This is a genomic window from Paenibacillus sp. N3.4, assembly GCF_008017805.1.
Taxonomy (GTDB): domain Bacteria; phylum Bacillota; class Bacilli; order Paenibacillales; family NBRC-103111; genus Paenibacillus_E.
The window spans coordinates 1-26,111 of sequence record NZ_VRTT01000032.1 but is presented as its reverse complement, the minus strand read 5'-3'; the positions used below and the strand labels follow the sequence as shown (position 1 = coordinate 26,111).

21 protein-coding genes and 2 pseudogenes are annotated in these 26,111 nt (G+C 45.8%); 11 read left to right on the top strand and 12 right to left on the bottom strand.

Going from position 1 to position 26,111, the window contains the following annotated elements:
• Positions 1-333: 333 nt before the first annotated feature.
• The 6 genes from FU659_RS17380 to FU659_RS17355 all read left to right on the top strand — a co-directional run bounded on the left by FU659_RS17380 (position 334) and on the right by FU659_RS17355 (position 7,451).
• Positions 334-1,356, top strand: coding sequence for a LacI family DNA-binding transcriptional regulator (locus FU659_RS17380; RefSeq protein ID WP_147948736.1), 1,023 nt, complete (start codon positions 334-336; stop codon positions 1,354-1,356).
• 284 nt (positions 1,357-1,640) lie between these two features.
• Positions 1,641-2,327: a cell division ATP-binding protein FtsE gene (gene ftsE / locus FU659_RS17375; RefSeq protein ID WP_147948735.1), complete on the top strand. Its 687-nt coding sequence runs from the start codon at positions 1,641-1,643 to the stop codon at positions 2,325-2,327.
• Positions 2,317-3,234, top strand: coding sequence for a permease-like cell division protein FtsX (gene ftsX, locus FU659_RS17370; RefSeq protein ID WP_147948734.1), 918 nt, complete (start codon positions 2,317-2,319; stop codon positions 3,232-3,234). Before ftsE ends, ftsX begins: the two co-directional genes overlap by 11 nt.
• A 64-nt stretch (positions 3,235-3,298) precedes the next feature.
• Complete coding sequence (locus FU659_RS17365) at positions 3,299-4,489, top strand: murein hydrolase activator EnvC family protein (protein WP_147948733.1); 1,191 nt, start codon at positions 3,299-3,301, stop codon at positions 4,487-4,489.
• 91 nt (positions 4,490-4,580) lie between these two features.
• A complete protein-coding gene (locus tag FU659_RS17360; RefSeq protein ID WP_147948732.1) occupies positions 4,581-6,044 on the top strand; it encodes a S41 family peptidase in 1,464 nt (487 codons plus the stop codon).
• Positions 6,045-6,167: 123 nt separating this feature from the next.
• Positions 6,168-7,451: a PDZ domain-containing protein gene (locus tag FU659_RS17355; protein WP_147948731.1), complete on the top strand. Its 1,284-nt coding sequence runs from the start codon at positions 6,168-6,170 to the stop codon at positions 7,449-7,451.
• A 53-nt stretch (positions 7,452-7,504) separates the two neighbouring features.
• Here FU659_RS17355 and FU659_RS17350 read toward each other — a convergent pair whose 3' ends face one another.
• Genes FU659_RS17350 through FU659_RS17340 form a run of 3 tightly spaced genes read right to left on the bottom strand, consistent with a single transcriptional unit; the run spans position 7,505 to position 9,103 of the window.
• Entirely contained in the window at positions 7,505-8,164 is a 660-nt protein-coding gene (locus FU659_RS17350; RefSeq protein ID WP_187274209.1) for an OmpA/MotB family protein, read from the bottom strand.
• Positions 8,165-8,166: 2 nt separating this feature from the next.
• Positions 8,167-8,325 (bottom strand): flagellar motor protein MotB, encoded by a 159-nt coding sequence (locus FU659_RS38350; protein ID WP_147948729.1) that lies wholly within the window; start codon positions 8,323-8,325, stop codon positions 8,167-8,169.
• Entirely contained in the window at positions 8,309-9,103 is a 795-nt protein-coding gene (locus FU659_RS17340; protein ID WP_147948728.1) for a flagellar motor protein, read from the bottom strand. The genes FU659_RS38350 and FU659_RS17340 overlap by 17 nt, the downstream gene beginning before the upstream one ends.
• Positions 9,104-9,475: 372 nt before the next feature.
• Between FU659_RS17340 and uvrB the strand changes: the two are divergent.
• The 4 genes and pseudogenes from uvrB to FU659_RS17325 all read left to right on the top strand — a co-directional run bounded on the left by uvrB (position 9,476) and on the right by FU659_RS17325 (position 15,367).
• Positions 9,476-11,472: pseudogene (gene uvrB, locus FU659_RS17335) on the top strand (excinuclease ABC subunit UvrB).
• 39 nt (positions 11,473-11,511) lie between these two features.
• Positions 11,512-14,394: an excinuclease ABC subunit UvrA gene (uvrA, locus tag FU659_RS17330; protein ID WP_147948727.1), complete on the top strand. Its 2,883-nt coding sequence runs from the start codon at positions 11,512-11,514 to the stop codon at positions 14,392-14,394.
• Between the two features lie 283 nt (positions 14,395-14,677).
• Entirely contained in the window at positions 14,678-14,836 is a 159-nt protein-coding gene (locus tag FU659_RS35570) for a hypothetical protein (RefSeq protein ID WP_187274208.1), read from the top strand.
• A gap of 324 nt (positions 14,837-15,160) precedes the next feature.
• Positions 15,161-15,367 (top strand): hypothetical protein, encoded by a 207-nt coding sequence (locus tag FU659_RS17325; protein ID WP_147948726.1) that lies wholly within the window; start codon positions 15,161-15,163, stop codon positions 15,365-15,367.
• A gap of 256 nt (positions 15,368-15,623) precedes the next feature.
• On the opposite strand, the gene FU659_RS17320 is transcribed toward FU659_RS17325, so the two are convergent.
• The 9 genes and pseudogenes from FU659_RS17320 to FU659_RS17285 all read right to left on the bottom strand — a co-directional run bounded on the left by FU659_RS17320 (position 15,624) and on the right by FU659_RS17285 (position 23,642).
• Positions 15,624-16,592 (bottom strand): sugar phosphate isomerase/epimerase family protein, encoded by a 969-nt coding sequence (locus FU659_RS17320; protein WP_147948725.1) that lies wholly within the window; start codon positions 16,590-16,592, stop codon positions 15,624-15,626.
• 49 nt (positions 16,593-16,641) lie between these two features.
• Positions 16,642-17,796 carry an MBOAT family O-acyltransferase gene (locus tag FU659_RS17315; protein WP_147948724.1) on the bottom strand — a complete coding sequence of 385 codons (1,155 nt, stop codon included), beginning with the start codon at positions 17,794-17,796 and terminating at the stop codon, positions 16,642-16,644.
• A gap of 148 nt (positions 17,797-17,944) precedes the next feature.
• Positions 17,945-18,856 (bottom strand): hypothetical protein, encoded by a 912-nt coding sequence (locus FU659_RS17310; RefSeq protein ID WP_315971333.1) that lies wholly within the window; start codon positions 18,854-18,856, stop codon positions 17,945-17,947.
• Between the two features lie 39 nt (positions 18,857-18,895).
• The gene (locus FU659_RS17305; RefSeq protein ID WP_261807881.1) at positions 18,896-20,095 is read right to left on the bottom strand and encodes a hypothetical protein; all 1,200 of its coding nucleotides are present in this window, start codon (positions 20,093-20,095) and stop codon (positions 18,896-18,898) included.
• A 7-nt stretch (positions 20,096-20,102) separates the two neighbouring features.
• Positions 20,103-20,360, bottom strand: a complete 258-nt coding sequence (locus tag FU659_RS17300; protein ID WP_147948722.1) for an acyl carrier protein — start codon at positions 20,358-20,360, stop codon at positions 20,103-20,105.
• Positions 20,361-20,413: 53 nt separating this feature from the next.
• The gene (locus FU659_RS17295) at positions 20,414-20,977 is read right to left on the bottom strand and encodes a hypothetical protein (RefSeq protein ID WP_147948721.1); all 564 of its coding nucleotides are present in this window, start codon (positions 20,975-20,977) and stop codon (positions 20,414-20,416) included.
• Between the two features lie 53 nt (positions 20,978-21,030).
• Positions 21,031-21,960: an FG-GAP repeat domain-containing protein gene (locus FU659_RS17290; RefSeq protein ID WP_397355960.1), complete on the bottom strand. Its 930-nt coding sequence runs from the start codon at positions 21,958-21,960 to the stop codon at positions 21,031-21,033.
• Between the two features lie 30 nt (positions 21,961-21,990).
• A pseudogene (locus FU659_RS38875) lies at positions 21,991-22,125 on the bottom strand (FG-GAP repeat domain-containing protein); the annotation flags it as partial.
• 65 nt (positions 22,126-22,190) lie between these two features.
• Entirely contained in the window at positions 22,191-23,642 is a 1,452-nt protein-coding gene (locus FU659_RS17285) for an FG-GAP repeat protein (protein WP_147948719.1), read from the bottom strand.
• 242 nt (positions 23,643-23,884) lie between these two features.
• Between FU659_RS17285 and FU659_RS17280 the strand changes: the two genes are divergently transcribed.
• A partial coding sequence (locus FU659_RS17280; protein WP_147948718.1) for a U32 family peptidase occupies positions 23,885-26,111 on the top strand: 2,227 nt, incomplete at its 3' end.

Here is a 26,111-nt window from a genome sequence, read left to right as displayed (position 1 = left end):
TAGTGCAAAATTCATCCTTACCGAAACGTTTCGGGTGTAAGCAAAAAGAAAAGGAAACCAAAATTAAATAGGTATGAACCCGTTAAATTTTATTTTCCTAAATTGTGTAAAATGCCTCTTTTCATGTTCCCGAAACGTTTTGGTAACTCACATTTTTGATTATACATAACCATGTAACCATTTTCAATCCCCTAAATAAAATTTTTAAGCGTTTACATCAACGAATAATTAGGATTGAAACTAGGGGGGGAATAGACTAGAATAGAAATTATATAAAATTTGATTCGTTTATTCCAAAACGTTTTGGATAGAGGGGGCGAACACGCTAACGATATGATTACCATTAAAGATATTGCCAAAGAAGCAGGCGTGTCCGTCACGACAGTATCACGCGCGCTTAATGGTTACAATGATGTCAATGATGAAACCCGAAAAAAGATTCAACTCATTGCCAATGAGCTTGGTTATAGTCCAAATATGGCGGCACGTAGCCTCATATCCAAAAAAACGCAGACACTCGGCTTGCTCTTATCCGGTATTACGCGGAATAGTACGAAGGATAGTATTGCGTTTGAAATCCTTTGCGGTATGAATGACCGGGCCGGTGAGTTGAATTATGATCTGATTTTATTCAGTACGACGCCCCAGAAGCAAGCCGCGAAATCTTATAAAGCGCTTTGTCAGGAACGAGGGGTAGACGGTGTCATTATTATGGGTATTCGATTGGATGACCTTTATTTAAAAGAAATCGTCGCGTCTAGTTTGCCTTGTGTGCTCATAGATATCCCTTTTAAAAATAGCAATGTGGGTTACGTAACCTCGGATAATATTCAAGGTGCTTCTAAGATGACGCACTACTTGATTGAACAGGGTCATAGGAAGGTAGCGCTGGTGAATGGTCATGCACAAGCGGATGTCAGCATCAAGCGCTTGGAAGGGTATAAGCAAGCTTTACAACAAGCAGGCATTCCCTTTGAGGAAGATCTGGTACTGGATGGGGGGTTCTCGGATGAGGGTGCCCGTGATGCCACTTATAGACTGATGTCTCAGCGTCCGGATGTGACTGCTATTTTTTGCGCAAGCGATTTAATGGCTCTAGGAACTATGCAAGCACTTCGGGGGCTTGGACTTACGATTCCGGATGATGTCTCGGTGGCTGGATTCGACAACATTAGCATCTCCGCTTATTGCTCCCCGACATTAACCACCGTTAGCCAAAATCCTTATGAAATTGGCTACCAGTCCGCCCAGATGATTATCGACATGCTGGAAGGCCGTCAGGTCACTAAACAATTAGTGCTTCCAACGGAGCTGCTTGTCAGGTCTAGTGTAGGGGCTCCTAAAAACAAACGATAAGATAACCAATACCGCCTTCTTTGGGCGGTTTTTTGCGTTTTATTCATGTAGTCAAATCCCCGTTGTCGTCTCTACAAGCGCCATAATTCTCATAATCTCTCAGAAAATGATATAATGTCGGTAGTTCGGACGAAATTCAGAACATTTCTAAAAGGAATTTCTACTTTTGTGTCGAATGGATAAAGGCTATCTATATAGCAGAGAGACTTTAAGCACCGCTCAAAGAGCCCGAAGCGGAGAGACTTTGAGCAAGCTCAAAGATCCCTATATTAGGATGTGATATTGTGATCGAAATGCAGGACGTATGGAAAACGTACTCCAACGGCACTCATGCATTGCGAGGGATTAATGTGAAAGTGGACCGCAACGAGTTTGTTTACGTTGTTGGACCTTCCGGCGCAGGTAAATCTACATTTATGAAACTGATGTATAGAGAAGAGAGACCGACCAAAGGTCAAATTTTCGTAAACGGGTTTAATTTAGAAAAGCTAAAACAACGCAAAATTCCCTATGTACGTCGTAATATCGGCGTTATTTTCCAAGATTATCGCTTATTGCCGAAACTTAATATTTTTGAAAATGTAGCCTTCGCGATGGAAGTTATTGAGGCGCCAAAGAAGCAAATTAAGAAACGCACGATGGAAGTGCTTGAGCTTGTAAAGTTGAAGGATAAGGCTAATTCCTTGCCATCACAGCTTTCAGGCGGCGAGCAGCAGCGGGTAGCCATTGCCCGGGCAATAATTAATAACCCAGCGGTGATCATCGCAGACGAGCCAACAGGAAATCTCGATCCCGATACGTCGTGGGGGATTATGAAATTGATGGAAGAAATTAATTTTCGAGGTACGACCATTGTTATGGCCACGCACAACAAAGAAATTGTAAACACAATGCGTAAACGAGTCATCGCAATTGAGCAGGGCCTTATTGCTCGTGACCAGTTACGGGGGGAATACGGCTATGAAGATTAGTACGGTTGCCCGTCATCTGCGCGAAGGGACGAAAAATGTCGTTCGCAATGGATGGATGACGTTTGCTTCGATTAGTTCAATTTCCATTTCATTATTTATTCTGGGCATTTTCGTGCTTATTACGCTAAATGTGAATGACATCGCAAGTCAAATTGAGAAGCAAGTCGAAATTAATGTGTACTTGGAAGTGAACACCCCTCAAGATCAGGTGCAATCTTTACAAACTCAAATACAAGCTATACATGAAGTCAAAGATATTAAATTTGTCTCTAAAGAAGAGGGACTCGTTTATTTACGGCAAAAGCTCGGTGAGAGCGGCAAAGCTCTGCTTGACGGCTTTGAGGGAGACAACAATCCACTTAATGACGCATTCACGATTGAAGTGGATGAGCCAAGGAATGTTGCTGTTGTTGCTGATCAAATTAGCGCCCTCAATATAGGTAAAGATCCTAAACCCATCTATAAAGTGAATTATGGAAAAGGAACGGTTGAAGCCTTATTCAAAGTGACGCAAATCGTTCGTTGGATCGGAATCGGGATCGTTGTTTTATTATCATTTACTGCGGTGTTTCTTATCGCGAACACTATTAAAATCACAATATTAGCCAGACGTAAAGAAATTTCAATCATGAAAATGGTGGGAGCAACGAACTCATTTATTCGTTGGCCGTTTTTTATAGAAGGTGCTCTGCTAGGGTTTATTGGGTCTGTTATTCCGACTGCCCTGATTTTGGGCGGTTATTGGAAGTTGATGAATACAAGTTCGCTTAATTTGAATCTGATGATGATTGAATTGACGCCTTTCGGAAAAATCAGCTATACGCTCACGGCATTGCTGCTTGGAATTGGAATGGTCATAGGGATATGGGGTTCCCTTATTTCCGTCCGTAAATTCCTCCGCGTTTAACGATTTTGATAGATTGAAAGATTTCGAAAAGAAGTTCAGGTTTGAATATAGGGAGGCTACGTGCTTGAAGAAGAAGATTCTACCCTTGGTGTTGACACTTGGGATGGCCGCATCGTTGGCAATTCCATATGCGGGTTATGCCGCTTCGACTACGGATAAGATCGATCAGCAGTTGACTCAGCTTAAGAAACAGAAGGCCGAAGCGCAGCAAAAGGCGAATGATGCACAGAATCAAATCACAAAGGTGCAAACGGAGAAGGACCAAACGACAAAGGATATGAAAACGCTCCTTGAACAGGTTAATGAAGCAAGTAAGAAGCTAACGCTGCTGAATGAACAGATTGATCAAGTTTCGGACACATTAGAGGCTGACGCGAAACAATTGGATGAAGCGGTTGCGCGTGTGGCAGGCCGGGATCAAATTTTGAAATCTCGCGTTCGCTTGATGTACATGAACGGGTTTGTTTCCTACATGGACGTGCTTCTTAGTGCGACTAGTTTTTCTGATTTTATTAACCGTGTTGAAGCCTTGAAATCGATTGTGAATCAAGATAAAGAAATACTGGAGTCGAATAAGAAAGATAAAGACACAGTCGCCCTAAAAAAAGTAGAGACGGAGCATCAACTGGAGAAGGTGAAAGGGTTGTATGCCGATGCGGATGCACTCCGGGACGATCTTCAGACGAAGGAGAAAGCTAAGGAAGTCAAGATCGCTTCTCTCTCTAAGCAAGAGAAAGTATTGGAAAATATTTCCGAAGAAAGCGACAAGGAAATTACACGGCTTGCTAAGCAAGAGGCGGATTTACAGGAAAAGAAGCGTGCCGCCAGTAGGGAAAAGTCGCCGTTTACTTATGCGGGTGGTAAGCTTGGTTACCCATTAGCTGTTCAGGCGCCAATTACATCGGACTTTGTAAATCGAATCAATCCCGTCACAGGAAAATCCGAGAATCATAAGGGAATTGATCTGGGTGCTCCCAAAGGTACGGAAATCCGTGCAGCTGAGAATGGCTCTGTCATTTATGCCTCATGGATGAATGGCTATGGGAATTGTGTAATAGTGAATCACGGTAATGGCTTATGGACAGTATACGGACATATTATGAATGATGGCATTTATGTGAAGGTTGGGGACGTGGTAAAGCGTGGGCAGAAAATTGCCGGTGTTGGCTCGACGGGGCAGTCTACGGGCAACCATTTGCATTTTGAAGTTAGAATGAACGAAGTGCCTACGGATCCAAAACCATTTTTAAGATAGAAAGACTTGGTTATAAAACGAGAATAGCTTGTCATATACTACAAGCAAGCGAACTCAAATGGGCTTAAGGAAAAAGGTGGTGGATCACGCTGTGCAATTTAAAGGACGCACTGTGCTTGTTTTTGTATTGTTAACGATGTTTGCAACCAGTATCGTGACACTTACGATTGCGGACTCGTCGGTATCTTGGGGTCGGAAAGAGCAGGCTGCTGGCGGCACGGCAACCTCTACCTCAACATCGACAGGACTTTCCAGTAAGGATCTGAGCAAAATATCGACAACGTTTCAGTTGATTGAGAGCAAGTATTTAAAGCAGCCTGATCATGATAAACTGGTAAACGGTGCGATTAATGGCATGTTGGAATCCTTAGAAGACCCCTTCACTGTTTACATGGATCAGAAGGAAGCGAAGCAATTCGATGAGAGCATTACTTCCTCCTTCCAAGGCATAGGTGCAGAAGTTTCCATTGAGGAAGGCAAGTTTGTTATTGTTTCACCAATTAAAGGCTCTCCAGCGGAGAAAGCGGGTATTCAATCCAAAGATGTCATTGTATCGGTTAACGGTGATAAATTGGACGGGCTGACTCTCAACCAGGCTGTTATGAAGATTCGCGGTCCGAAAGGAACACAGGCGAAGCTGGACTTGCTGCGCCAAGGCGCGGGCGAACCTGTTCAAGTTATTGTAGTCAGAGATACGATTGATGTGGAAACGGTATACGGTGAAATGCTTCAAGATCAAATCGGCAAAATTGAGATCCGCCAGTTCTCCTCGAATACAGCTGTACGTTTTGCGGAAGAGCTTAAAAGTCTAGAAGCTAAAGGTATGAAAGGTCTTGTTATCGACGTGCGCAATGATCCAGGCGGTTTGTTGAACGTAGTCGTAGACATTGTGAATCCTTTCGTACAGAGCGGTAAGCCCATTGTTCAAGTAGAGAACCGTGATGGGAAGCGCGAGCCAACACCTTCGACGGGTAAAGGCAAGAACTATCCGGTTACGGTTCTGATCAATAAAGGAAGTGCCAGCGCCTCTGAGATTTTGGCAGGAGCATTCCAAGAAGCGGTTGGAAGCAAAATTATTGGCGAAACGTCCTATGGCAAGGGAACCGTCCAAGTGACTTTTGAGAAAGAAATGGGCGACGGCAGCAATATAAAGATGACGGTTTACAAATGGTTAACGCCAAATGGCAACTGGATTCACAAAACGGGGATTAAGCCGGATATCGCGGTGGATCAACCCGCGTATTTTAAGGCAGCACCTCTTTCCAAGAAAACAGTGCTCAAGCAAGATATTTCAAGCGATGATGTGAAAAATCTGCAGTTAATGATGACGGGCCTTGGCTTCTCGACGGAACGTTCTGACGGATATTTCAACGATAAAACGGTCACGGCTGTGAAAGCTTTCCAACGTACGAACGACTTGCCGATGACAGGTGAGGTAGATACGGAAACAGCCAATAAGATAGAGAAAGCCATTATGGCGCAAATTCGTGAACCAAAGAATGATGCCCAATTGAAGGCGGCTATTAGCCAAATCCAGAAGCAGCTTGGGAAATAATCTTGGTTAGATAATGGAAATTAGCTAGTGGCAGCAGGAAATAAGCGCTTGTTAGTCGAATTCATATAGGAAGGTTGCATCGGCAGCCTTCCTATTTCTTTTTATCAAGGAGCCCGGAATCGTATGGATTTATTGATTCAACTCTTGGACAGACTGCTTCAGGCTATAGGTCAATTGTTTGTGAATCCTTTCTACTATATAGGCATTTTATTTATTGTTTTGCAGTATCGTAAACAGATACAAATGGAACGAAAGCTATTTCATACGCGTTTGCATTCACTTTTGAATGAAACCTGGCGAACTGTGCTGTGGGGATGGATAGGTGGTCTATGCGCCTCAGTCATCCTACTTTTTGTAGGTGTGAGTGTCCAGACGGACGCTGTTATTCTTTTGTGGGTGCTCTCGATTGTTTTGGTCAGCATAAGGGTCAGGTTCCTCTGTCTGGCTTATGCCGTAGGTATTCTGGGCATAGCTCAAGCGATTTTATCTTGGATACCGAATATCGACGGATTAAAGGAATCTGTGCCTTTTGTGGATACGGTGATGAATGCGGATATTCCTTCTTTACTTGTTATCGTGGCTATTCTCCATCTGTTGGAGGGGGTATTGACAGGTCTTCAAGGAGCTAGAATGGCGAGTCCGTTATTTGTGGAAGGAAGAAGAGGGCAAATTATTGGCGGCTATCAGCTGCAGGGCTTTTGGCCAGTACCCCTGTTTCTGCTAGTTCCTATGGCTGGCGGCGAGTTGCAAGGCTTGCCTTGGGGTACGTTATTCGGGTCTAATCTCGCAGCTGGGTGGACATTGCTCGCATTTCCAGCCATGATCGGTTTCACAGAGTTAACGATATCCAAGCTGCCGCGGAAACAAGCGCGTCTGAGTGCTAGTTTACTGTATGTGTACGGATTAGTTATTTTCGCTGCGGCTATTGCCGCGTACTACTGGAGTCCGATTATTATCGTTGCAGCGATCCTCAGTATTGGTTTGCATGAAGGGTTGATTAGGTATAACCAATGGTCAGAGACAAGACAAATCCCTTTTTATGTGCATTCGCCGCGAGGCCTACTGGTGCTGGCTGTTGTTCCTAACAGTCCGGCTGCGGAGATAGGTATTCAACCGGGTGAGCTCATACACAAAGTAAATGGTCACAAAATCATAAATAAAACAGATCTGCATGTGGCGATGAATTTGAATTCAGCGTTTTGCAGACTGGAAGTATTGAATGAGCAAGGCGAGGTGCGGTTTCTGAAACGTGCTATATTCTCGGGTGATCATCATCAGCTCGGTATTATTCTAGCGCCGGACCAAGATGCGCTTTATTTCGTAGCGCATCGACCGGTGCATCTGTTTTCCTACTTGCGGAACAAATTAACAGGTCTCTTGTCCAATGATTCAACCAAATCCATGTAACGGCAATCGAAAAGACCTACTTCTCGGACATTCAAGGGAAGTAGGTTTTTAATTTATTTAATCGTTGCAATAGGTGCTAATCCGTCCCGTAAAACGATGATTTCGACGCGGCGGTTTTTGCTGCGGTTTTCATCGCTTGTATTGCTGACCTTGGGCATGGTGTCTGCATACGCGGTAGCGATGAATTTTTTGTCATCCAGCTTGGCGGTATCGCTAAAATAGCGAAGAACAGAGAGTGAACGGGCAAAGGATAAGCCCCAGTTGTCTTTGAAGGGGGACCCTGTGGCCAGAGGCAAGTTGTCCGTGTGGCCTTCGATACTAACTTTACTGTTCAGTGTAGGGAACAAGGATGCCAGCTTCTGCAGGATGGGAAAGGATGCCGGTTTCAAGTCCGCTTTACCGAGATCAAAGAGGAATAGGTCGTTCAGTGTGATGGCAACACCGCGCTCCGTATCACTGGCGGACACTTGAGCCTCCAAATTCTGATCTTTAATGTAAGCCAGTACTTGCCTTAAGAGATCTTGAAGTTCTTTTTCTCGTTTTTCCTTTTCATTGTCATTGGGCTTAGTCTTCGTATTCTCTTCTTTCTGAAGGTCCTGATTATGTTGCGTATAATCTTTATCCTTACTGTCAGCGTCACCCTGTTTAGGTGTCATCTGACCGCTGATGCCTTTGCCCTTATCAAGGACAGAGTCGGCTTTCTGGAACTGCATGTTTAATACTTGGGCCAAAACGGCATACTTTGAACATCGACTTTGCTCATTGCATACATAATAATGAAAAAAACGAGCAGCAGGGTGATTAAATCGGCATAGGTAATGAGCCATCTCTCATGGTTTACGTGTTCTTCTTGCTTCTTACCTCTCCGTGCCATTATCGGCATCCTCCTCTATCGGTTTCTTCGCAGATTTGTCATGGAGGAAGGAATTTAGCTTTTTCTTAATTAATTGCGGGTTTTCACCAGCCTGCAGCGCAAGGATGCCTTCCAGCATCAGTTCCATTTCGGAAACCATTTCTTTGCCGCGAACTTTAATTTTGTTAGCAAGCGGGAGATAGATCAAGTTAGCGCTCATAACACCGTACAGAGTAGCCGTAAAGGCAACAGCGATAGCGGGGCCGAGGCTGGAGGGATCATCCAGATTGCCAAGCACGTGAATGAGTCCCATAACTGTACCGATAATCCCCATCGTGGGCGCATAACCGCCACCAGCTTCGAATACTTTGGACATATTCTCAACTTGATGTTCAATCGCATCCATCTCAAGCTCGAGAATTTGCCGTGTTAACTCAGGGTCCGTTCCATCGACAACCATGAGCAGACCGTCTTTAAGGAAAGGGTTTGTATGTTCCTGAGCACGCTGTTCAAGGGCAAGTACGCCTTCTCTTCGAGCCACAGAGGCCATATCCACAATTTCATCAATGGTAGCTGCTGGATCTCTTTTTACTTGTTTGAAAGCAATGCCGAGGGCTTTGGGTATTTTGGCCAGCGTAGAGCCTGGGAAACTGACGGCAACCGCTCCAAATGTTCCACCGAATACGATCAGCATGGCACTGGGGATGATCAAGGAGTTAATATGTCCGCCATCCCACATGTAGCCGCCTATTAAACCTGCAAGCCCCAAAATTAAGCCTAAAACTGTTGTCAAATCCATGACTGTACCACTCCTAATTAGCATAAAAGAATAGGGATCACAAAAGCATCCTGAGAAGTTAGCGTGCAAGCATCTTGCACAGGCTTTAACAGATATTGCTGTTTGCATCAATGATTTAAAAAAGGTATAATGGGAAAATCAGAACAAACATTCTCATGATGAATTTCTCAATAAAATTCGTCATAGATGAATAAATGCCTTTCGTAATCAGGTGTTTTCACCAAATGGTGAGCTTTTTCGAGTGTCGTAAATGTGCTCTCTCTGCAGCAGCAGGAAAGAATTGGCGAAAGTTCTACTTCTTTATCGGAAATTGTAAACTGAAAGTTAATAGGATAAAAGTTCGATTTATTTCCATAGTGTGGGTGATAAATGATGAGTGATATTGAAGTCAGTTCTAAGAAATTCGAGCTTGTATCCGACTTTTCTCCACAAGGAGATCAGCCCCAAGCGATCGAAGAAATTGTTAAAAGCATTCAAGCAGGCAATAAGCACCAAACATTGCTTGGCGCAACAGGAACAGGTAAGACGTTTACAGCGGCGCAGGTCATTGCTAAGTTGAATCGTCCGACACTGATCATCGCACACAACAAAACGCTGGCCGCACAATTGTGCAGCGAGTTCAAAGAGTTTTTTCCTCACAATGCCGTCTCCTACTTCGTCAGTTACTATGACTACTACCAACCAGAAGCCTACATTGCCTCCTCTGATACTTACATCGAGAAAGATTCCAGCATTAATGAAGAGATTGATAAGCTTCGCCATTCTGCGACGAGTTCATTATTCGAGCGTCGTGATGTGATTGTCGTGGCCAGCGTGTCGTGTATTTATGGTCTGGGATCGCCATTGGAATATGGCTCTATGCTGCTTTCTTTGCGTGTAGGGATGGAGAAGTCACGTACGGAGATTCTGCATCGGCTTGTGGATATTCAGTATCAGCGGAACGATTTGAACTTTGTTCGTGGAACCTTTCGCGTACGCGGCGATGTCGTAGAGATTTTCCCGGCTTCACATGGCGAGCAAGCTGTGCGAGTAGAGTTATTTGGAGATGAAATCGAGCGGATAACCGAGATCGATGTGCTTACGGGCGAGATTATCGGAGAGCGTGATCATATCGCGATTTTCCCGGCTTCTCACTTCGTAACACACGAAGACACCATGAAGCGAGCACTTGTCAATATTGAGCGAGAGTTGGAGGAACGCCTTACGGAGCTTCGCGAGCAGGGGAAACTGCTTGAAGCACAAAGGCTGGAACAGCGTACTCGTTATGATATGGAAATGATGCAAGAGATGGGCTTTTGTTCCGGCATTGAGAACTATTCCGGACCACTGACGTTCCGTGAACGCGGAGCTACCCCTTATACGCTTCTGGACTACTTCCCTGACGACATGCTGTTTATGGTCGACGAGTCTCACGTCACATTGCCGCAAATTCGGGCTATGTACAATGGTGACCGCGCAAGGAAAGAAGTGCTGGTAGATCATGGTTTTCGTTTGCCGTCTGCCTTGGATAACCGCCCTCTTCGTTTCGAAGAGTTTGAAGACAAAGTCAGTCAAATTTTATATATATCAGCAACACCGGGACCTTACGAATTGGAACATTGTCCGGAGATGACGCAGCAGATTATTCGTCCTACCGGTCTACTCGATCCGATTATTGAAGTGAGACCGACCAAAGGGCAAATCGATGATCTGATTGCCGAAATCCATGACCGGATTAGTAAAGATGAGCGGGTGCTCGTCACTACCTTGACTAAGAAAATGTCGGAAGATTTAACGGATTATTTTAAAGAAATAGGCATTAAAGTGCGTTATTTGCATTCAGATATTAAGACTTTGAGCGTATGCAGATTCTTCGCGATCTGCGTTTGGGAACCTTTCACGTACTTGTGGGAATTAACTTGCTGAGAGAGGGACTTGATTTACCTGAAGTTTCGCTTGTCGCCATTTTAGATGCGGACAAAGAAGGTTTCTTGCGTTCGGAACGCTCGCTGATTCAAACGATTGGTCGTGCCGCGCGTAACTCGGACGGTCGTGTTATTATGTATGGAGATAAGATAACGGATTCTATGCAAAAAGCGATATATGAGACCGGTCGTCGTCGGAGCCTGCAGGAGGCGCATAACACGAAGCTGGGCATTACGCCGCAAACGATTGCCAAGAAAATTCGTGATGTTATTGAAGCTACCAAAGTCGCCGAACAGAAAGCGGATTATTTGTCCGATGTAAAAGGCGCGAAGATGTCGAAGAAAGATCGGGCTTCACTGATTGAGCGTTTGGAAGGCGAAATGAAAGAAGCTGCCAAGAACTTGCAGTTTGAACGAGCAGCACAATTGCGTGATGCCATTATGGAAATGAAAACGGAAGCCTAGCAAACGGCTTCCTCTTCACATAGAGAGGAAGGATCATTCGTGTCCAGAGATCAAATCGTCATTAAAGGAGCGAGAGCTCATAATCTGAAAAATATTGATGTCACGATTCCCCGTGATAAATTTGTTGTTCTTACGGGTTTAAGCGGTTCAGGGAAATCGTCACTGGCCTTTGATACGATTTATGCAGAAGGACAGCGCAGATACGTGGAATCTCTGTCTGCTTATGCCAGACAATTTCTCGGACAGATGGATAAGCCGGATGTAGATTCGATTGAGGGTCTTTCACCGGCTATTTCTATTGACCAAAAGACGACAAGCCGTAATCCGCGTTCTACAGTTGGAACGGTCACCGAAATCTATGATTATTTGCGTTTGCTATATGCGCGTATTGGTCGTCCACACTGCCCGACTCATGGCATTGAAATTACTTCACAAACGGTCGAACAAATGGTTGACCGTATTATGGAATACCCCGAGCGGACAAAACTGCAGATACTTGCACCGCTTATATCAGGACGTAAAGGCGAGCATACCAAGCTGTTTACAGATATCCAGAAGCAGGGCTTCGTACGGGTCCGTGTAAATGGGGAAACGCTTGATCTTTCAGAAAAAATTGAGCTGGACAAGAACAAAAAGCATACGATTGAAGTGGTTGTTGACCGTATCGTGGTTAAAGAGGACGTGCAGACTCGTCTTGCTGATTCACTTGAGACCGCACTTAAATTAGCCAATGGACGCGTAATCGTTGATATTATGGACAAAGAAGAATTGCTTTTCAGCCAAAACTTAGCTTGCCCCGAGTGTGGCTTTAGCGTTGAAGAATTAGCTCCGAGAATGTTCTCGTTTAATAGTCCTTTTGGCGCCTGTCCCGAATGTGACGGATTAGGCAGTCAAATGATCGTTGATCCTGATTTGCTGGTTCCTGACAATAAGCTAACCATTGAAGATGGGGCCTTTGAAGCATGGGCGGGAAGTACCTCCAATTATTATCCGCAATTTCTGGCTGCTGTCTGCGAGCATTATAAGATTCCGCGAAATGTTCCTGTTTCTGAGATCAGCAGCGATCAGATGAAGGTCATTCTTTACGGAACGGGTGGAGAGAAGATTCGCTTCCGCTACGAGAATGACATGGGGGCTACGAAGGAAGCGCTAGTTCCTTTTGAGGGTATTATACGCAACCTGGAACGTAGATTTAAGGATACGTTCTCTGAAGGAATTCGTGAGCATATTCAGACCTACATGAGTACGAAGCCTTGTCCGAAATGCAAAGGGCAGCGTTTGAAGCCGGAAACATTGGCCGTGACGATTAATGGTAAAAATATTGCCCATGCCACATCCCTTTCTATCGGTGAATCAGAGGAATGGTTCAAGAGTCTGGAACTAACAGATAAAGAACAGATGATCTCTAATTTAATTCTGAAGGAAATCAGAGCCCGATTAGGTTTCTTAGTGAATGTGGGCTTGGACTATTTAACCATGCATCGGTCAGCAGGCTCTCTTTCTGGAGGAGAGGCGCAGCGGATCCGCCTTGCTACACAGATCGGATCAAGCTTGATGGGAGTTCTATACATTCTGGACGAGCCTAGTATTGGACTTCATCAAAGGGATAACTACAGACTTATTCAAACCTTAGAGCATATGCGGAATCTGGGCAACACGCTCATTGTTGTCGAACATGATGAAGATACGATGATGGCGGCCGACTATATTATCGATATAGGACCAGGTGCCGGTATTCACGGTGGACAAATCATTGCTCAAGGTACGCCTTCAGAATTAATGGAAGATGAGAACTCCATAACAGGACAGTATCTCAGTGGTAAAAAGTTCATCCCTGTTCCCGCCACAAGACGCAAACCAAATGGCAAATATATTGAAGTAAAGGGTGCCAAAGAAAATAATCTACGCAATGTTTCTGTTAAAGTACCTCTGGGTGTGTTTACCTGCGTAACTGGAGTGTCCGGTTCCGGCAAGAGTACATTAATTAACGAAATTTTGTTCAAAACGCTTGCGCGTGATTTAAACGGAGCAAAGGTTCGTCCCGGTGAACATAAAGAAATTGTTGGGTTGGATCAGATTGATAAAGTCATAGATATAGACCAATCTCCGATCGGACGAACACCTCGCTCTAATCCAGCAACGTATACAGGTGTTTTCGATGATATTCGGGATGTGTATGCCAATACGAATGAAGCTAAAGTTCGTGGATATAAGAAGGGCCGCTTCAGCTTTAACGTCAAGGGAGGTCGCTGCGAGGCATGTCGTGGAGATGGCATCATTAAGATCGAGATGCATTTCTTGCCTGACGTCTACGTGCCTTGTGAAGTGTGCAAGGGCAAACGATACAATCGTGAAACAATGGAAGTGAAGTACAAAGGCAAGAGCATCTCAGAAGTGCTCGAGATGACAATTGAAGATGGCTGCGAGTTTTTCAAGAATTTGCCGCGAATCCATCGCAAGCTAACTACGCTTTTGGATGTGGGCTTGGGCTACATGACCCTTGGTCAACCTGCTACGACACTTTCCGGCGGTGAAGCTCAGCGTGTAAAGCTCGCAGCTGAGCTGTATCGCCGCAGTACAGGCAAGACGATCTACATCCTGGATGAGCCCACTACGGGCCTCCACATCCACGATATCGATCGTCTGCTCAAGGTTCTCCACCGTCTCGTGGAGAACGGTGAAACTGTACTTGTCATTGAGCATAATCTCGATGTGATTAAGACGGCCGATCACCTTATCGATCTAGGACCCGAAGGCGGTAACCGCGGCGGACTGATCATTGCTTCAGGCACACCCGAAGATGTTGTGAAAGTGTCTGGCTCTTATACCGGTCAATACTTGAAGCCAATCCTCGAAAGGGACCGGGAGCGTTCTGAGAATTACGTGAAACGTCTTGAATTATTAGAAGAATCGGTAGGATAGCTGTTAAGTAAAATTAGACTCATGATCTCGACGATCATGAGTCTAATTTCATATACATTCTTTGATGAAATATCAGATCTACAATGAATTCCGACGAGTCCACCGTGGATTTTGTTAATATTTAATTGAATCATACAAGCTTCGACAATTTAACCCTCTATCCTAATTCAGGAGTTTAGTCCTATAATTAGAGTACAAGATGTACAGGATAATATCCCTTGCTGACTATCAATGGTCGAGAGATATAAGCATTCTTAATCTATCTATTTTATGGAGGCTTGTTATGAAACGAACATTAGAGCTGCAACAGATTGTTACATATTTAGGGATAGATCCCTTTCGATATTTAGCATGGCAGGAGAAAGAAGTAGCTCAGAAGCTACTAGCCGAGTCTGTGGATGAGCAAAAAGAATCGACTATATTTTTTGGACTCGTCGTTTAAAACAGCATAAGACGATGCATAGAACCCAAGTTTTCCAAAAAGGAAAATGAGGGTTTTTCTTTCAATCTTCGTGCATTTGGAGTTATAAATGTGTGAGGAGATGGACAATTTATATGTACGAGGCAAGTCAAAACATACATAAGCAGTTATTAAAATCTCTGCTGATATGTGTTATATGGTGGAATTGAGGCTCACAATTTCTGAAAAGGTGACAAACTTGTTACACATCAATGGAATTACTTGCATCTCGTCTCCAATCAAGCTAACATAGAATTAAAATAGCAGGACGTGTGCCTTGCACCGAGTACATAAGGAGGTTTCACCATGTTATTAGCGGAAGCAGCAGCAGAAGCATCAACAAGCACGTATACTAGCTTTGATATTTATGTTTTGATCTTCACAGCAGTGATTGCGATTGCATTCATCAGACAGGTAATCACCCCTAAAAAGAATTTCTTTGCTCTAGGATTTGCAGGTGTGTCATTGGTTGTGTTCGGCCTTATGGATGTAATTATGATTAAAGGCTGGTAAATTTCAGAATGAAACAGATAAAAAGCCTACAGAAAGTGATCATTAGATCGCAGACTGTGGGCTTTTTTGGGAATTTATACAAAAGAAAATTCCCACTACCCAGGGCTGTCGTACAAAAAAGACCTACCCGAATTCGGCTAGGTCTTTCATTAGTAGATAAGAAAGTATATGTCTATACATTTGCTTCGCATCTACCTTGACAAACTCTCTCGTCCCTAAAGGACGACGAAGTCGTTTATCCTTGTGACTATAGGACTTACACCCACCACATCTCACCAAGAGGTTCCTTGATGAGGACTTGTTGGAGATTTTGTACAGCTTTAGTGAAACCTTCATCAACGGACATTAATCCGTCTTCGTGCTCGATGCTCACCACATAATCGTAACCAACCAGACGCAAAGCGCTCATGATATCCGCCCAAACTTTAAGATCGTGTCCGTAACCAACGGAACGGAACTGCCAAGCGCGATCCAGCATATTGGCGTAAGACTGCATATCCGTAACCCCATGGCGATTCACATTGTTCACATCAACGGATGTATCCTTGGCATGGAAATGGTGAATGGCGCCAGCGCGGCCCAGAATATGAACAGCTTGGACAGGATCGATACCTTGCCACCACATGTGGCTAGGATCCAAATTCGCGCCGATTACATCACCTACAGCTTCACGAAGGCGAAGCAAGGTTGCAGGTGTATGTACGGAGAAACCACCGTGTAGTTCCAAACCGATTTTCACATTACGATCGGATGCGTATTTACCAACTTCAGTCCAATAAGGAATGACTTTGTTCGTCCACTGCCAGTCCAAAATCTCTTGGAAATCATTCGGCCAAGGAGCAACAGGCCAGTTCGGATATTTGGCATCCTCATGGTCACCTGGGCAACCGGAGAACGTATTAACAACAGAAACCTCTAAACGTTGCGCCAAATCAATCGTGTCTATAATGGCATCGTGAAATTCTTTAGCAATATGTTTTTGCGGGTGCAAAGGGTTACCATGAACACTTAGCGCACTGATTGTCAAACCACGGGATTCAACTGCATGTTTGAAGGCTTTCAGTTTGCTTTCATCAGCAAGAAGCTCCTTGGGCTTGCAATGTGCATCGCCAGGATAGCCGCCTGTACCGATTTCGACGGAATCAAGACCTTTGGAAACAACGTAATCCAATGCTTCCTCCAAAGGCTTTCCAGCAAACAGAACCATAAATACGCCTAACTTCATTAAGTACACCTCCGTAAATGGGTAAGAACTATTAGAAATTATACCACTCTTATCCAGTAAAATGAAGCAAGCCTTTATAAATGCGAAGGACCGTTTCATAGTTGGAGCTATAGATGATAACCGAAATCGTGACTAAGGCTTGTGTGACGAAACAGCGGAAATAGAAATAAGTTTTGGATACTTTCTTTTTATTGACGGTCGTCATTTTCAGCAGATTTTCTATCGCCAAAATAATACCGTGATAAAGGCCATAAAAGAGATAGAGCCACGTGAACCCGTGCCACAAGCCCATTAATACCATAATGAGCACCGATAAACTAGAGGCTACCCAGCGCGACGGTACGGAGCGAGAGAAGAACATAAAGATATGATCACGGAAAAAATCGCCGAGTGTGGCATGCCAATTTCGCCAAAATTGAGTCATAGACGGAGACATGAAAGGGCGCTTGAAATTTTCAGGCATCGTGTATCCCATCAGTCGGCCAAAACCAATCGCCATATCTGAATAACCAGAGAAATCAAAGTAGATGAGCGCATAGAACCAAATTAACAGGAACAAGGATTGATGAGTATGAAGGTCCTGTTTGAGAACTTGATCGAAAATACCTGTCATCCATGTGACCACAACCATTTTTTTGAACATGCCTACAATAATTCGCTTTATACTATTTTCAAAGAGTGCAGCATCGACGGAGTAAGGCTTCTTGGTGTCCGCCATAAAATCGCGAAACTTTAAAATCGGTCCCGATGTAAACGTGGGGATGAACAGAATATAGTTGGCGTAATCAATTGCCGGCACTTGACCTTCTTTTCCAAAGAAGTAGGCGAAGTAATAAGAATCGATTACCTTCAAGACGTTATAAATGAGTCCTAAGTAAATGATGGCATCGAAAAGTGGATTGTGGAACACATCCATGACATACAGCCGAACACCAAGGAAAACACCAATAATATTAGCGGCAATTCCCGAAATAAAGGCCGCTTTCCGCCATAATTTTGTTCTGCATAAAAAAACAAAGCCCCCGTAATTAATAATGGTGAAGGCAGCGTAGAACAAGCATAGTTTTTTGCTGAAAAACAGTAAAAAGCAAAGGCTAAATACAATCATCAAAATTCGTTTGTTATCGGCCCACTTGCGGGTGAGCATGAGAACCGCAATCATGCCAGCCATAGCGACTATTGCGTTCATGTGCATATAAAACATAGCTATAGAACTCCTCGCTTCAAAAAGCTTGAACGGTTCATTTTTCAGAAAATCTAGATGACCATACTCAGGTGCTAGAACTTTTCGTAGATAAATAATCCCTTGCCGGTAAAATAAATAAAAATCAGATATAACATCACGAGATAGACTAAGACTTCGATGGTTTTCCTAAGGATTTTAACCATGTGTCAACCTCCTTCGTAAACAGCGGAGCGCCCTCTTCCCGATTGAGATGGACAAGATCATGGAAATAGCGCGGTTCATACGTATGCATCAAATCAAGTGTAGGGACATTCGCAGCTTGGAGCTGGCTATTCACTTCTTGTTTGAGAGAAGCCACATAGGGAGGATCGGCGTAGCCTTTGTTCCATGGCATCCATATGACACGAAGCGAGAGCTTGTGCTCCTTCGCATAACCGATTACCCATTGCAGAGCATCGAGATTGTCTTTAAAATCCTTCAACGTCATAGCGCCGAAGCGTTTATCATAGTCCTCCCATTTCGTCTTTAGGAAGGCATCATCTTTGCGTCCGGGATATAGCTCTTTATCGATCCAACGAGGCTCGTAGGCGAGGCTGCCTTTGCGTAAATTTCTTGCAAATTCCTCACCGGAGTCACGGAAATAGTCGCGGTACGTGTAGACGTAAGGTTGGTACCAGGGTTTGAACCATTGGTAGGTGGGGTCTGTTTCCAAGGGATCCAACATCGTATGGACATCGATTCCGATAACAAGCTCATCACGAACCTGGTAGAGATGATCTGCGAGAATTCCCTTAAGGTCAGTCAGCTTCCCATAGGAAAGACCCATTTCAACCAAATGAGCGTCTGACTTGTCTTCGATATAAGCACCCGTTACAGACGAATTACCAAAGAAAACCGGTCCCGATTGGGACCAGCCATGATGGTAGAGCGTTTTGGTAAAATCATTTTTGTAAAACCGGCGTGAGCTGACCATCGGGTTCCACCAGGAAATGAGCAGGTCGGAGACAACGAGAGCCAGCAGGAGGCCGAGCACGAAGCTGTTTTTTTTGAGAAATGCGGCTGCTTTCAAGGGTATCACTCATTATCAATGTATTGGGTTAACACGGAACATTTTAAACTAAAGTGCTTTTTCTTGCCATGCATGGTATTGCTCACGGAATGCCGCAGGCCACTGCTGCTCGTCGAGACCGTATTGTGCCAAGAAGGCGAATGCCCAGCGCTCTATGCCAAAGCCTACGCAGCCTGTAACGGCATTACGTTTGCCCATTTTAATATTGAAGGCATTTCCAAATGTATTGCTGTGAAAATTAACAGAGGAGCAGGCGATGGACTTCTTCACATGCGGAATGCTTAGGCGCAGCTCGTATTTCATTTCTTGATTGCGTTGGAAAGAAGCTTTCACTTGGAAGTCGTTCGTGAAGAACGGATCATTGGCGATTTCCATCATGCTGTCTACGTTCCATTCTACGGCTAGCTCTTTGAGATATTCAATCGATTTCAAGCGATTTTCTTTGACGAAGTCAGGCTTCCCAACGAAAATAATTTCACGCATCGAGAAATCAAGTAAGCGACCGAAATCAGTATGGTTTTTGGATTCGAAACGATGACATTTCGCAATAGCTGTGACGACGATGCCATCTCCTTCGAGCGTTTCATTCTCTAAGCCTTCATAACAGTGATAGCAAGTGGAGGGATTCATCATGAAGTTCGGCTTCACCATGTTGGTATCCAGTGCTAGAGGCTCGTTCTGGTTCCAACCGCCAGCTTCGCGAATGGACTGTGAGAAGGACTCGATGACGTCCAAATCCTCGCGCAAATGCGTGACGAAGTGAATGTGCTCTGGGAATGAAGTAAAATGATTGGTTTTATTCAGCGTATGACTGTGAATGACAGCAGGATAAGATTCTTCCTGCATGCCTTCGAAACGCTTGGCAATTTTGGTCACAAAGGAGTAATCCAAGAAGCGCATCAGGCTGGAGAAAGGTTCACGGAAGATGAAGAGTCCCGGTTCCAGCACTTTAATGGCCTTACGTTCGACTAACTCAGCGATAATATCTCCTTCGTACGGCGTATCCACTTTATGCTCGAACAGAATATTCTCTTTAAAGCCGAAATCACCGTGGGAGAAACGCTCAATGAGACGTTCTACGCGCTCAATAATGCGCTCGTTACCACCCGGAGAGTTATGGGTAATATGAATGTGTCCATCCTCAAGAGAAATGTCCTGGATGTGCTCATCAGCAAAGGCGGAAGCATATTTGACTTGACCATGCTGACTCTCAGCCAAACCTGCTAAAGAAATTTTACATGCCATCATGGGTGGGTTACCTCGCAGTCTTCTTCGAAATAAAATCGGCAATTTCACGAACGGTGTTCATAGAGTAAAGCATTAGATCTTGATTCGTTACTTGGAGATTGTACGTTTTCTCGATATGGGCGATTAGCGCAGTAGCGCCAATGGAATCGATAAACCCATAATCAAACAGATGAACGTCAATGTCGAAGTCATCGTCATCCTCAGCAATTTCGTAACGCTCGCGAATATGCTGTTCGAGCTGCGCTAATAGATCTTCATTAGACATGATGGAAAGCCTCCTGGTTTGTTGTAAGAGTGGTCAATTCAGTTAGTGCTGGGTTATTTCGCTTTTTTGGTAAAAGAAATAGTTGTTAAATCCCCATACCTGGTGATGGTATACATATGCGTTTGGGCATCGTAGGTGGTCTTCACATCGGATCCTTCAAATACAAGCTCATCAGGACTGTACAGCTTAATTTGCTGCAAGCCAGCAGATTTCAGTTCTAGTTGATGAGTCTTACCTTGTTGAGTAAGGACAAAGGGCACGTTGGAACGAACCATATGCAGTTGATCTTGTGTGGGTCCAATACTAATCGATGAAGACTTGGCCAGACCTATATAGAATCGATTATTTAATGTCGTGTAAATCGTTGAATCGCTTTGTAAGGAGTACTGTGCTAACTTCTCGCCTTTTTCAATAACGACACCAAGCGTATCCGTGTAATCATCCGCCAAACTTGGTACGTTGTTAGTAAGTGGGGTCAAAGTCGAATGCCAGTGGGGGCTGCCTTTGGACAAACGATCCTTCAGCTTGTCCCATAAATAGGACGCCCATGACTGACTGATACGCACTTCACTTTTCAATGCGGTTAAGAAAGACTTAGCCATCTGCGTTTCCGTCATGAAATTATAATCATGCTTCGTACGAAGCTTGTCAAAATAGTCGGCGAAATCGGTTAAATCGGCAATTTTGGCCGGTACCGGAAATGGTACTCGATGTGCTCGAAATAATCAATCGGCATATCCAATTGAACCATGGATTCAAAAACGTCTGTTGTCGCGTAGTCTCCTGTCCGGAGCACGGGTGTTGGCGTATGAATTAACATGGTTGAGTCTGTGCTTCCTTGCTTATCCATAAGCAGGAAGGGAAGTGACCAAATGGCATCAGGACGAGAGACAACGGGCGACTCGGATGGCAAGAAACCAAAATTGTACCACATGGACTGCTGCTGTTCGCTGCGCAAGGTCATCTCATGATCTTGATTATTGATGCGCCAAGTATGTTGATTCGTTCCAGGATGCAGCCATGGAATGCCCAGCTTGTCAAAAGCTTGCTTATGCAGGGCGATTTCGGTGCGCTCTTCAGAGCTACTTTTAAAATTATGTACAAACACATGCGGATTCAGATCCAAGTGATTATCCGCTGCGTATTTAATGAATGCGTTAAGCTGTTCCTTATAAGGAAACTGCGGATCGTCGATGGCTACAGGTGAACCGAATTCGATGCCGCCGACGACTAAGTCGTCTTTGCCGTTGTGGTTGAGATCCAGCCACAGCGGAACGGAGTAGTGTCCGGCAACCAAGGCATGATTCCCGACTTGGTTGAGGTTTGTCCCCTCAAGGGGACCTTGTGCCGTCCAAGCGCCATCGGCGCTTTGGAGGTACACTTGCAGGTCCCCGTCGCTGCTGCCGACCACGAGATCGAGTCGGCCATCGCCGTTCATGTCACGCGCGCTTGGCGCGGCGTGTGTAGCGTTATGGGGCAGCTTGAACAGTACGCTGCCCATTGGCTCTAGATCAAGGGCCGCTGCGCTGCGGCCCTTGTAGAGCAGCACTCGTCCGTCGGCTGCGCCCAGGACGAGGTCGAGCTTACCGTCGCCGGTCATATCGGCGACGAGCGGCGCTGCAGGCCCTCCGGGCAGCTGCAGCGGTTTTCCGCCCGCGAGCACGGGCGCGGGCTTCCCGAACCTGCCGTCAGCAAGCTGCGGCAGGAACTGAACAGCCCCGGACTCGTCGGAGACGACGAGGTCCGGACGGCCGTCCCCGTTCACATCTGCAACGTGAACGGTGGTGTAGGCCCCAAGCTGGAGCGGCGCGCCGGACTCCAGCAGCAGCTTCACAGGCGCGCGAACGTGTCCGGCAGCGCCAGGCCCTCAGGCGGCGGCTCGCTCGCATAGGCCGCAGCGTTACTGCCTAGATTCGTGTACACATACACGAATCCGTCGGAACTGCCGGCCACGATATCCATGCGGCCGTCGCCATTCAAATCCGCAGCGGCCGGGTACGCGCGGTAAGGCAGTTCAATCGCGCTGGCTAGATCGCGATACTGCGGAAACAATGCCTGCCGCAGCGGCTTCCCGTCAGCCATCACGTGCAAACCGCTCGCGTAGCCGGAGCCAGGCAGCTCTCCGACGAACTTCGGCTGCGCATTCGTTCCCATATTGAGCTGCACAGTGATGCTCTCGCGCCACTGCCCCCAATAGAAGGCGTTGCGCACAAGAGTGAACGACGGGATCTCGTCATACTTTTTGAGCGTCTCCGCCCAAGCGATGCCATCCTTCTGTTGAATAGCCGGCATGGCCTCAAAATGATTCTGGAAAGCCATAGCAGGCCGTCCATAGGGGCCAAGTATTTTGCGTACACTGTACCCGAGTGTATCTTTCGCTACATAAGCAAGCAGTTCACTACGATACTGCATGTTTGCTGCGGCAAAAGAGAAGTTAAAATAAGGTTCAATGGGCAAAGCTTTCTTATTGAAATAAGTCGTTCCCGGAATTGGTTTATTATTCTCTGCTTGATAATTGGCAGCCAGCTGAGCGAAACCTTGATTCGGGTCCATGCCGCTTTGCATATCATAGCCGGTTGGAAAATAACGATTAGGTAAGAAATTGCTGCTGATTAACACAGCGCCCTTACCTACACGATTGAGCATAGCAAGCGAAACTTGATTCATTTGGACAATGGTTTGGCCAGTGGTTGGCATAAATCCATAGCCCCAGTTCATGTCTGGCAAACTATCAAGGGCATTGTGTTTAAAATAACTTTGCGTAAATAATCGAAAAGCTTGCTGCACGCCTTGCAGGTTGTAAGGTACCTCAGGGTAACTAAAATCGGGTGATCCGCCTGTGTTGGGAGCAGCATTCGCAGCGGCTTTCACGGTTTTCATGTCAACGATCTGCCCAGCACCGAGGAAATCGGCTGGAAAGCTGGCAGCAAAGCCGTTTTCCAACAATAAATGTCCGCCTTGCTTCACGAAGTTTATAAGCTTCGTTGATTGTTCTGCCCACCCGGCGTCTTCTCCGAGGGCGGGATCTAGATAAATAGCATCGTAAGCGCGAAGCTTGCTTGCAGATAGGAGATGCAGGTTTTGTTTCTCAATACGAACGCCTGCTTGTAAGGTTTGCTGAAAATTACCATAGGCTGCCGTGTCATACTTTTCTCCGCTCGTGGCATACAAAAGCTTCGTTTGGTCCACTTTAGGCAAAAAGAAAAGAAGCGCAAGAAGCAACAGGATGCCAATGAATAGTCCAATAAGTAGTTTCGCATAACGAATTTTCGACAAAGCCAAAGGTATCCCTCAATTACTAAGATGGTCACTATCCTTGCCATTATAGCATTCATAGGTACGTTTGTTAACTTTTAAAAGGGCCGCTTCCTTCTAGGAAACGTTTGGAAAAGAGCGAAAGCTGTAGGAATTTGGGTAACTTTGCAAAACACCTAAGCCCTAGATTCCTACCTATCCTTTCTGTTACACTAAAGAGAAGACTTTGAGGGTTACCTGAGGATCTATTATTGAAAGGATTTGCTGCCATGCGTACGATACGCAGAGAAGATATAGAGTTGCTGGCTCCTGCGGGGGACTGGGATTGTTTGCGAGCGGCTGTTGCCAATGGGGCAGATGCCGTGTTTTTTGGTGTGGAGAAATTTAATGCACGAGCTAGAGCGCATAATTTTACGATGGCAGAATTGCCGGACATTATGTCGTTTCTTCATTTGTACGGGGTTCAAGGCTTCCTAACGTTTAACATTCTCGTTTTCGAGGAAGAGTTGAATGAGGCGAAGCAGTTAATTGAAGCTTGTGTGGATGCGGGTGTTGACGCGGTTATTGTGCAGGATCTTGGTTTGGTTAAAATGATTCGCGAGATTTCTCCGGATTTCCCGATTCACGGATCGACACAGATGACGATTACATCGCCGGAGGCAGTTGAATTTACGAAACCGTTCGACATTGAACGCGTTGTTCTCGGTCGTGAGAATAACCTGAAACAGATCAAGCAAATCGGTGATCAAGCCAAGCTTCCGATGGAAGTGTTCGTACATGGCGCGCTTTGCGTTTCGTACTCCGGTCAATGCTTGACTTCCGAAATGTGGGGCGGACGCTCCGCTAACCGTGGGGAGTGCGCGCAGGCATGCCGTCTGCCGTATGACCTGATGGTGGATGGTGTCCAAAAACCGATGGGTGACGTGACTTATTTGCTTTCGCCTAAGGACTTGGCGGCCATTGAGATTGTGCCGGAATTGATTGAAGCTGGCGTGCGTTCTTTTAAAATTGAAGGGCGTTTGAAAACCCCTGAATACGTGGCGAATGTCGTGAGTAAATATCGCCGAGCGATTGACCGTTATTTCGATGGAGAGGATGCTCGTCCGTCGAAAGAAGAGGTTCGTGAGCTGCAGCAGAGCTTCTCGCGTGGATTTACCGTTGGCTTCTTGAATGGAACCAACAATAAGCAGCTTGTCGATGGGACGTTTCCCAAAAGCCGCGGGGTTTTCGTTGGCCGTATCAAGCAAATTTTGCGCGATGGCGTGATATGCGAGCTCGAGGCGCCGATTAAGCGTGGAGACGGTGTCGTCTTCGATGCAGGAGATCCCACGAAGAAAGAAGAAGGCGGGCGAATCTATGACTTGCGCCGCAAAGGTGAGAAGCTCGAAGGCGAAGCCGAGGGCGGACTCATCGAAATTATTATGGGCCGCAACGATGTTGAGTTAAGTCGTCTGCATGTCGGTGACCGCATTTGGAAGACGAACGATCCGCATCTCGACAAGCGCCTGCGCCAGACCTTCGAGACCGATAAGCCTTACCGGACATTCCCGGTCAGCATTAAGATTAGCGGTGTTGAAGGCGAGACGCTCAAAAGCTGGTGGACAGATATCCGAGGCGGGCATACCGTCTTCGTTCAGTCCGAGCTTCCGCTGGTTCGTGCGGAAAAAAGACCTATGGACGAACAGCTCTTCACCGAGCAGTTCGGTCGCCTTGGCGGCACGATTTACGAACTCAGCCAGCTGGAAGTCCAGCTTGTGGGTGAGCTTATCGTGCCGATGCGCGAGCTGAACAGCATGCGACGCAGTGCTGTTGAGTTGATGGAAGACGAGCGGCAGAAGCCGCGCGCTTACATCAAGCGTGACGTCGGCGTTTACGACGACGTGCTCCCGTCTGTGACGGAGCGCCATGAAGCCGCCGTTCATACGCCTGCGCTATCCCTGGCGGATCGCCGCGCTGTGGAGCTAACCGCACTCTGCCGCAACCTGGATCAGGTGAAGGCTGTACTAGAAACGACTGATGATGTACAGCTCATTTACGCTGATTTTGAATTTATTAAGCAGTTCCCTGCGGCAGTTGAAGCTGTCCATGCTGCCGGCCGCCGAATCGCCTTGGCGACACCGCGGATTCACATGCCTGGGGAAACAGGCTATTTTAACAATATACTGAAGCTTAAACCTGATGCGGTGTTGATTCGTAACACAGGCGCGGCTTACTTCTTCTTGAAGCATCGCTTGGAGCATCCGGATGCGCCGCAGCCGCAGCTCATCGGAGACTTCTCGCTCAATGTGGCTAACCACAAAACGGCCGCGCTCTTCTTGGAGGCGGGTTTATCCAAAATAACACCTTCGTACGACTTGAACATTCAGCAAATGGTCGATTTGCTTCGCCGTGCTGAAACTTCCAAGCTTGAGGTGGTCATCCATCAGCATATGCCGATGTTCCACACCGAGCACTGCGTGTACTGTACGTTCTTGAGCGAAGGTACGGACTTCACCA

Coding starts and splice junctions, on each gene's coding strand:
- FU659_RS17295 (WP_147948721.1), bottom strand. CDS start 20,977: ATGACGGAAACGCAGATGGCTAAGTCTTTCTTAACCGCATTGAAAAGT.
- ftsX (WP_147948734.1), top strand. CDS start 2,317: ATGAAGATTAGTACGGTTGCCCGTCATCTGCGCGAAGGGACGAAAAAT.
- FU659_RS17315 (WP_147948724.1), bottom strand. CDS start 17,796: ATGTTTTATATGCACATGAACGCAATAGTCGCTATGGCTGGCATGATT.
- FU659_RS17355 (WP_147948731.1), top strand. CDS start 6,168: ATGGATTTATTGATTCAACTCTTGGACAGACTGCTTCAGGCTATAGGT.
- FU659_RS17305 (WP_261807881.1), bottom strand. CDS start 20,095: ATGATGGCATGTAAAATTTCTTTAGCAGGTTTGGCTGAGAGTCAGCAT.
- FU659_RS38350 (WP_147948729.1), bottom strand. CDS start 8,325: ATGGCACGGAGAGGTAAGAAGCAAGAAGAACACGTAAACCATGAGAGA.
- FU659_RS17325 (WP_147948726.1), top strand. CDS start 15,161: ATGTTATTAGCGGAAGCAGCAGCAGAAGCATCAACAAGCACGTATACT.
- FU659_RS17300 (WP_147948722.1), bottom strand. CDS start 20,360: ATGTCTAATGAAGATCTATTAGCGCAGCTCGAACAGCATATTCGCGAG.
- FU659_RS17290 (WP_397355960.1), bottom strand. CDS start 21,960: ATGACCGGCGACGGTAAGCTCGACCTCGTCCTGGGCGCAGCCGACGGA.
- FU659_RS17380 (WP_147948736.1), top strand. CDS start 334: ATGATTACCATTAAAGATATTGCCAAAGAAGCAGGCGTGTCCGTCACG.
- FU659_RS17320 (WP_147948725.1), bottom strand. CDS start 16,592: ATGAAGTTAGGCGTATTTATGGTTCTGTTTGCTGGAAAGCCTTTGGAG.
- FU659_RS17340 (WP_147948728.1), bottom strand. CDS start 9,103: ATGGATTTGACAACAGTTTTAGGCTTAATTTTGGGGCTTGCAGGTTTA.
- FU659_RS17350 (WP_187274209.1), bottom strand. CDS start 8,164: ATGCAGTTCCAGAAAGCCGACTCTGTCCTTGATAAGGGCAAAGGCATC.
- FU659_RS35570 (WP_187274208.1), top strand. CDS start 14,678: ATGAAACGAACATTAGAGCTGCAACAGATTGTTACATATTTAGGGATA.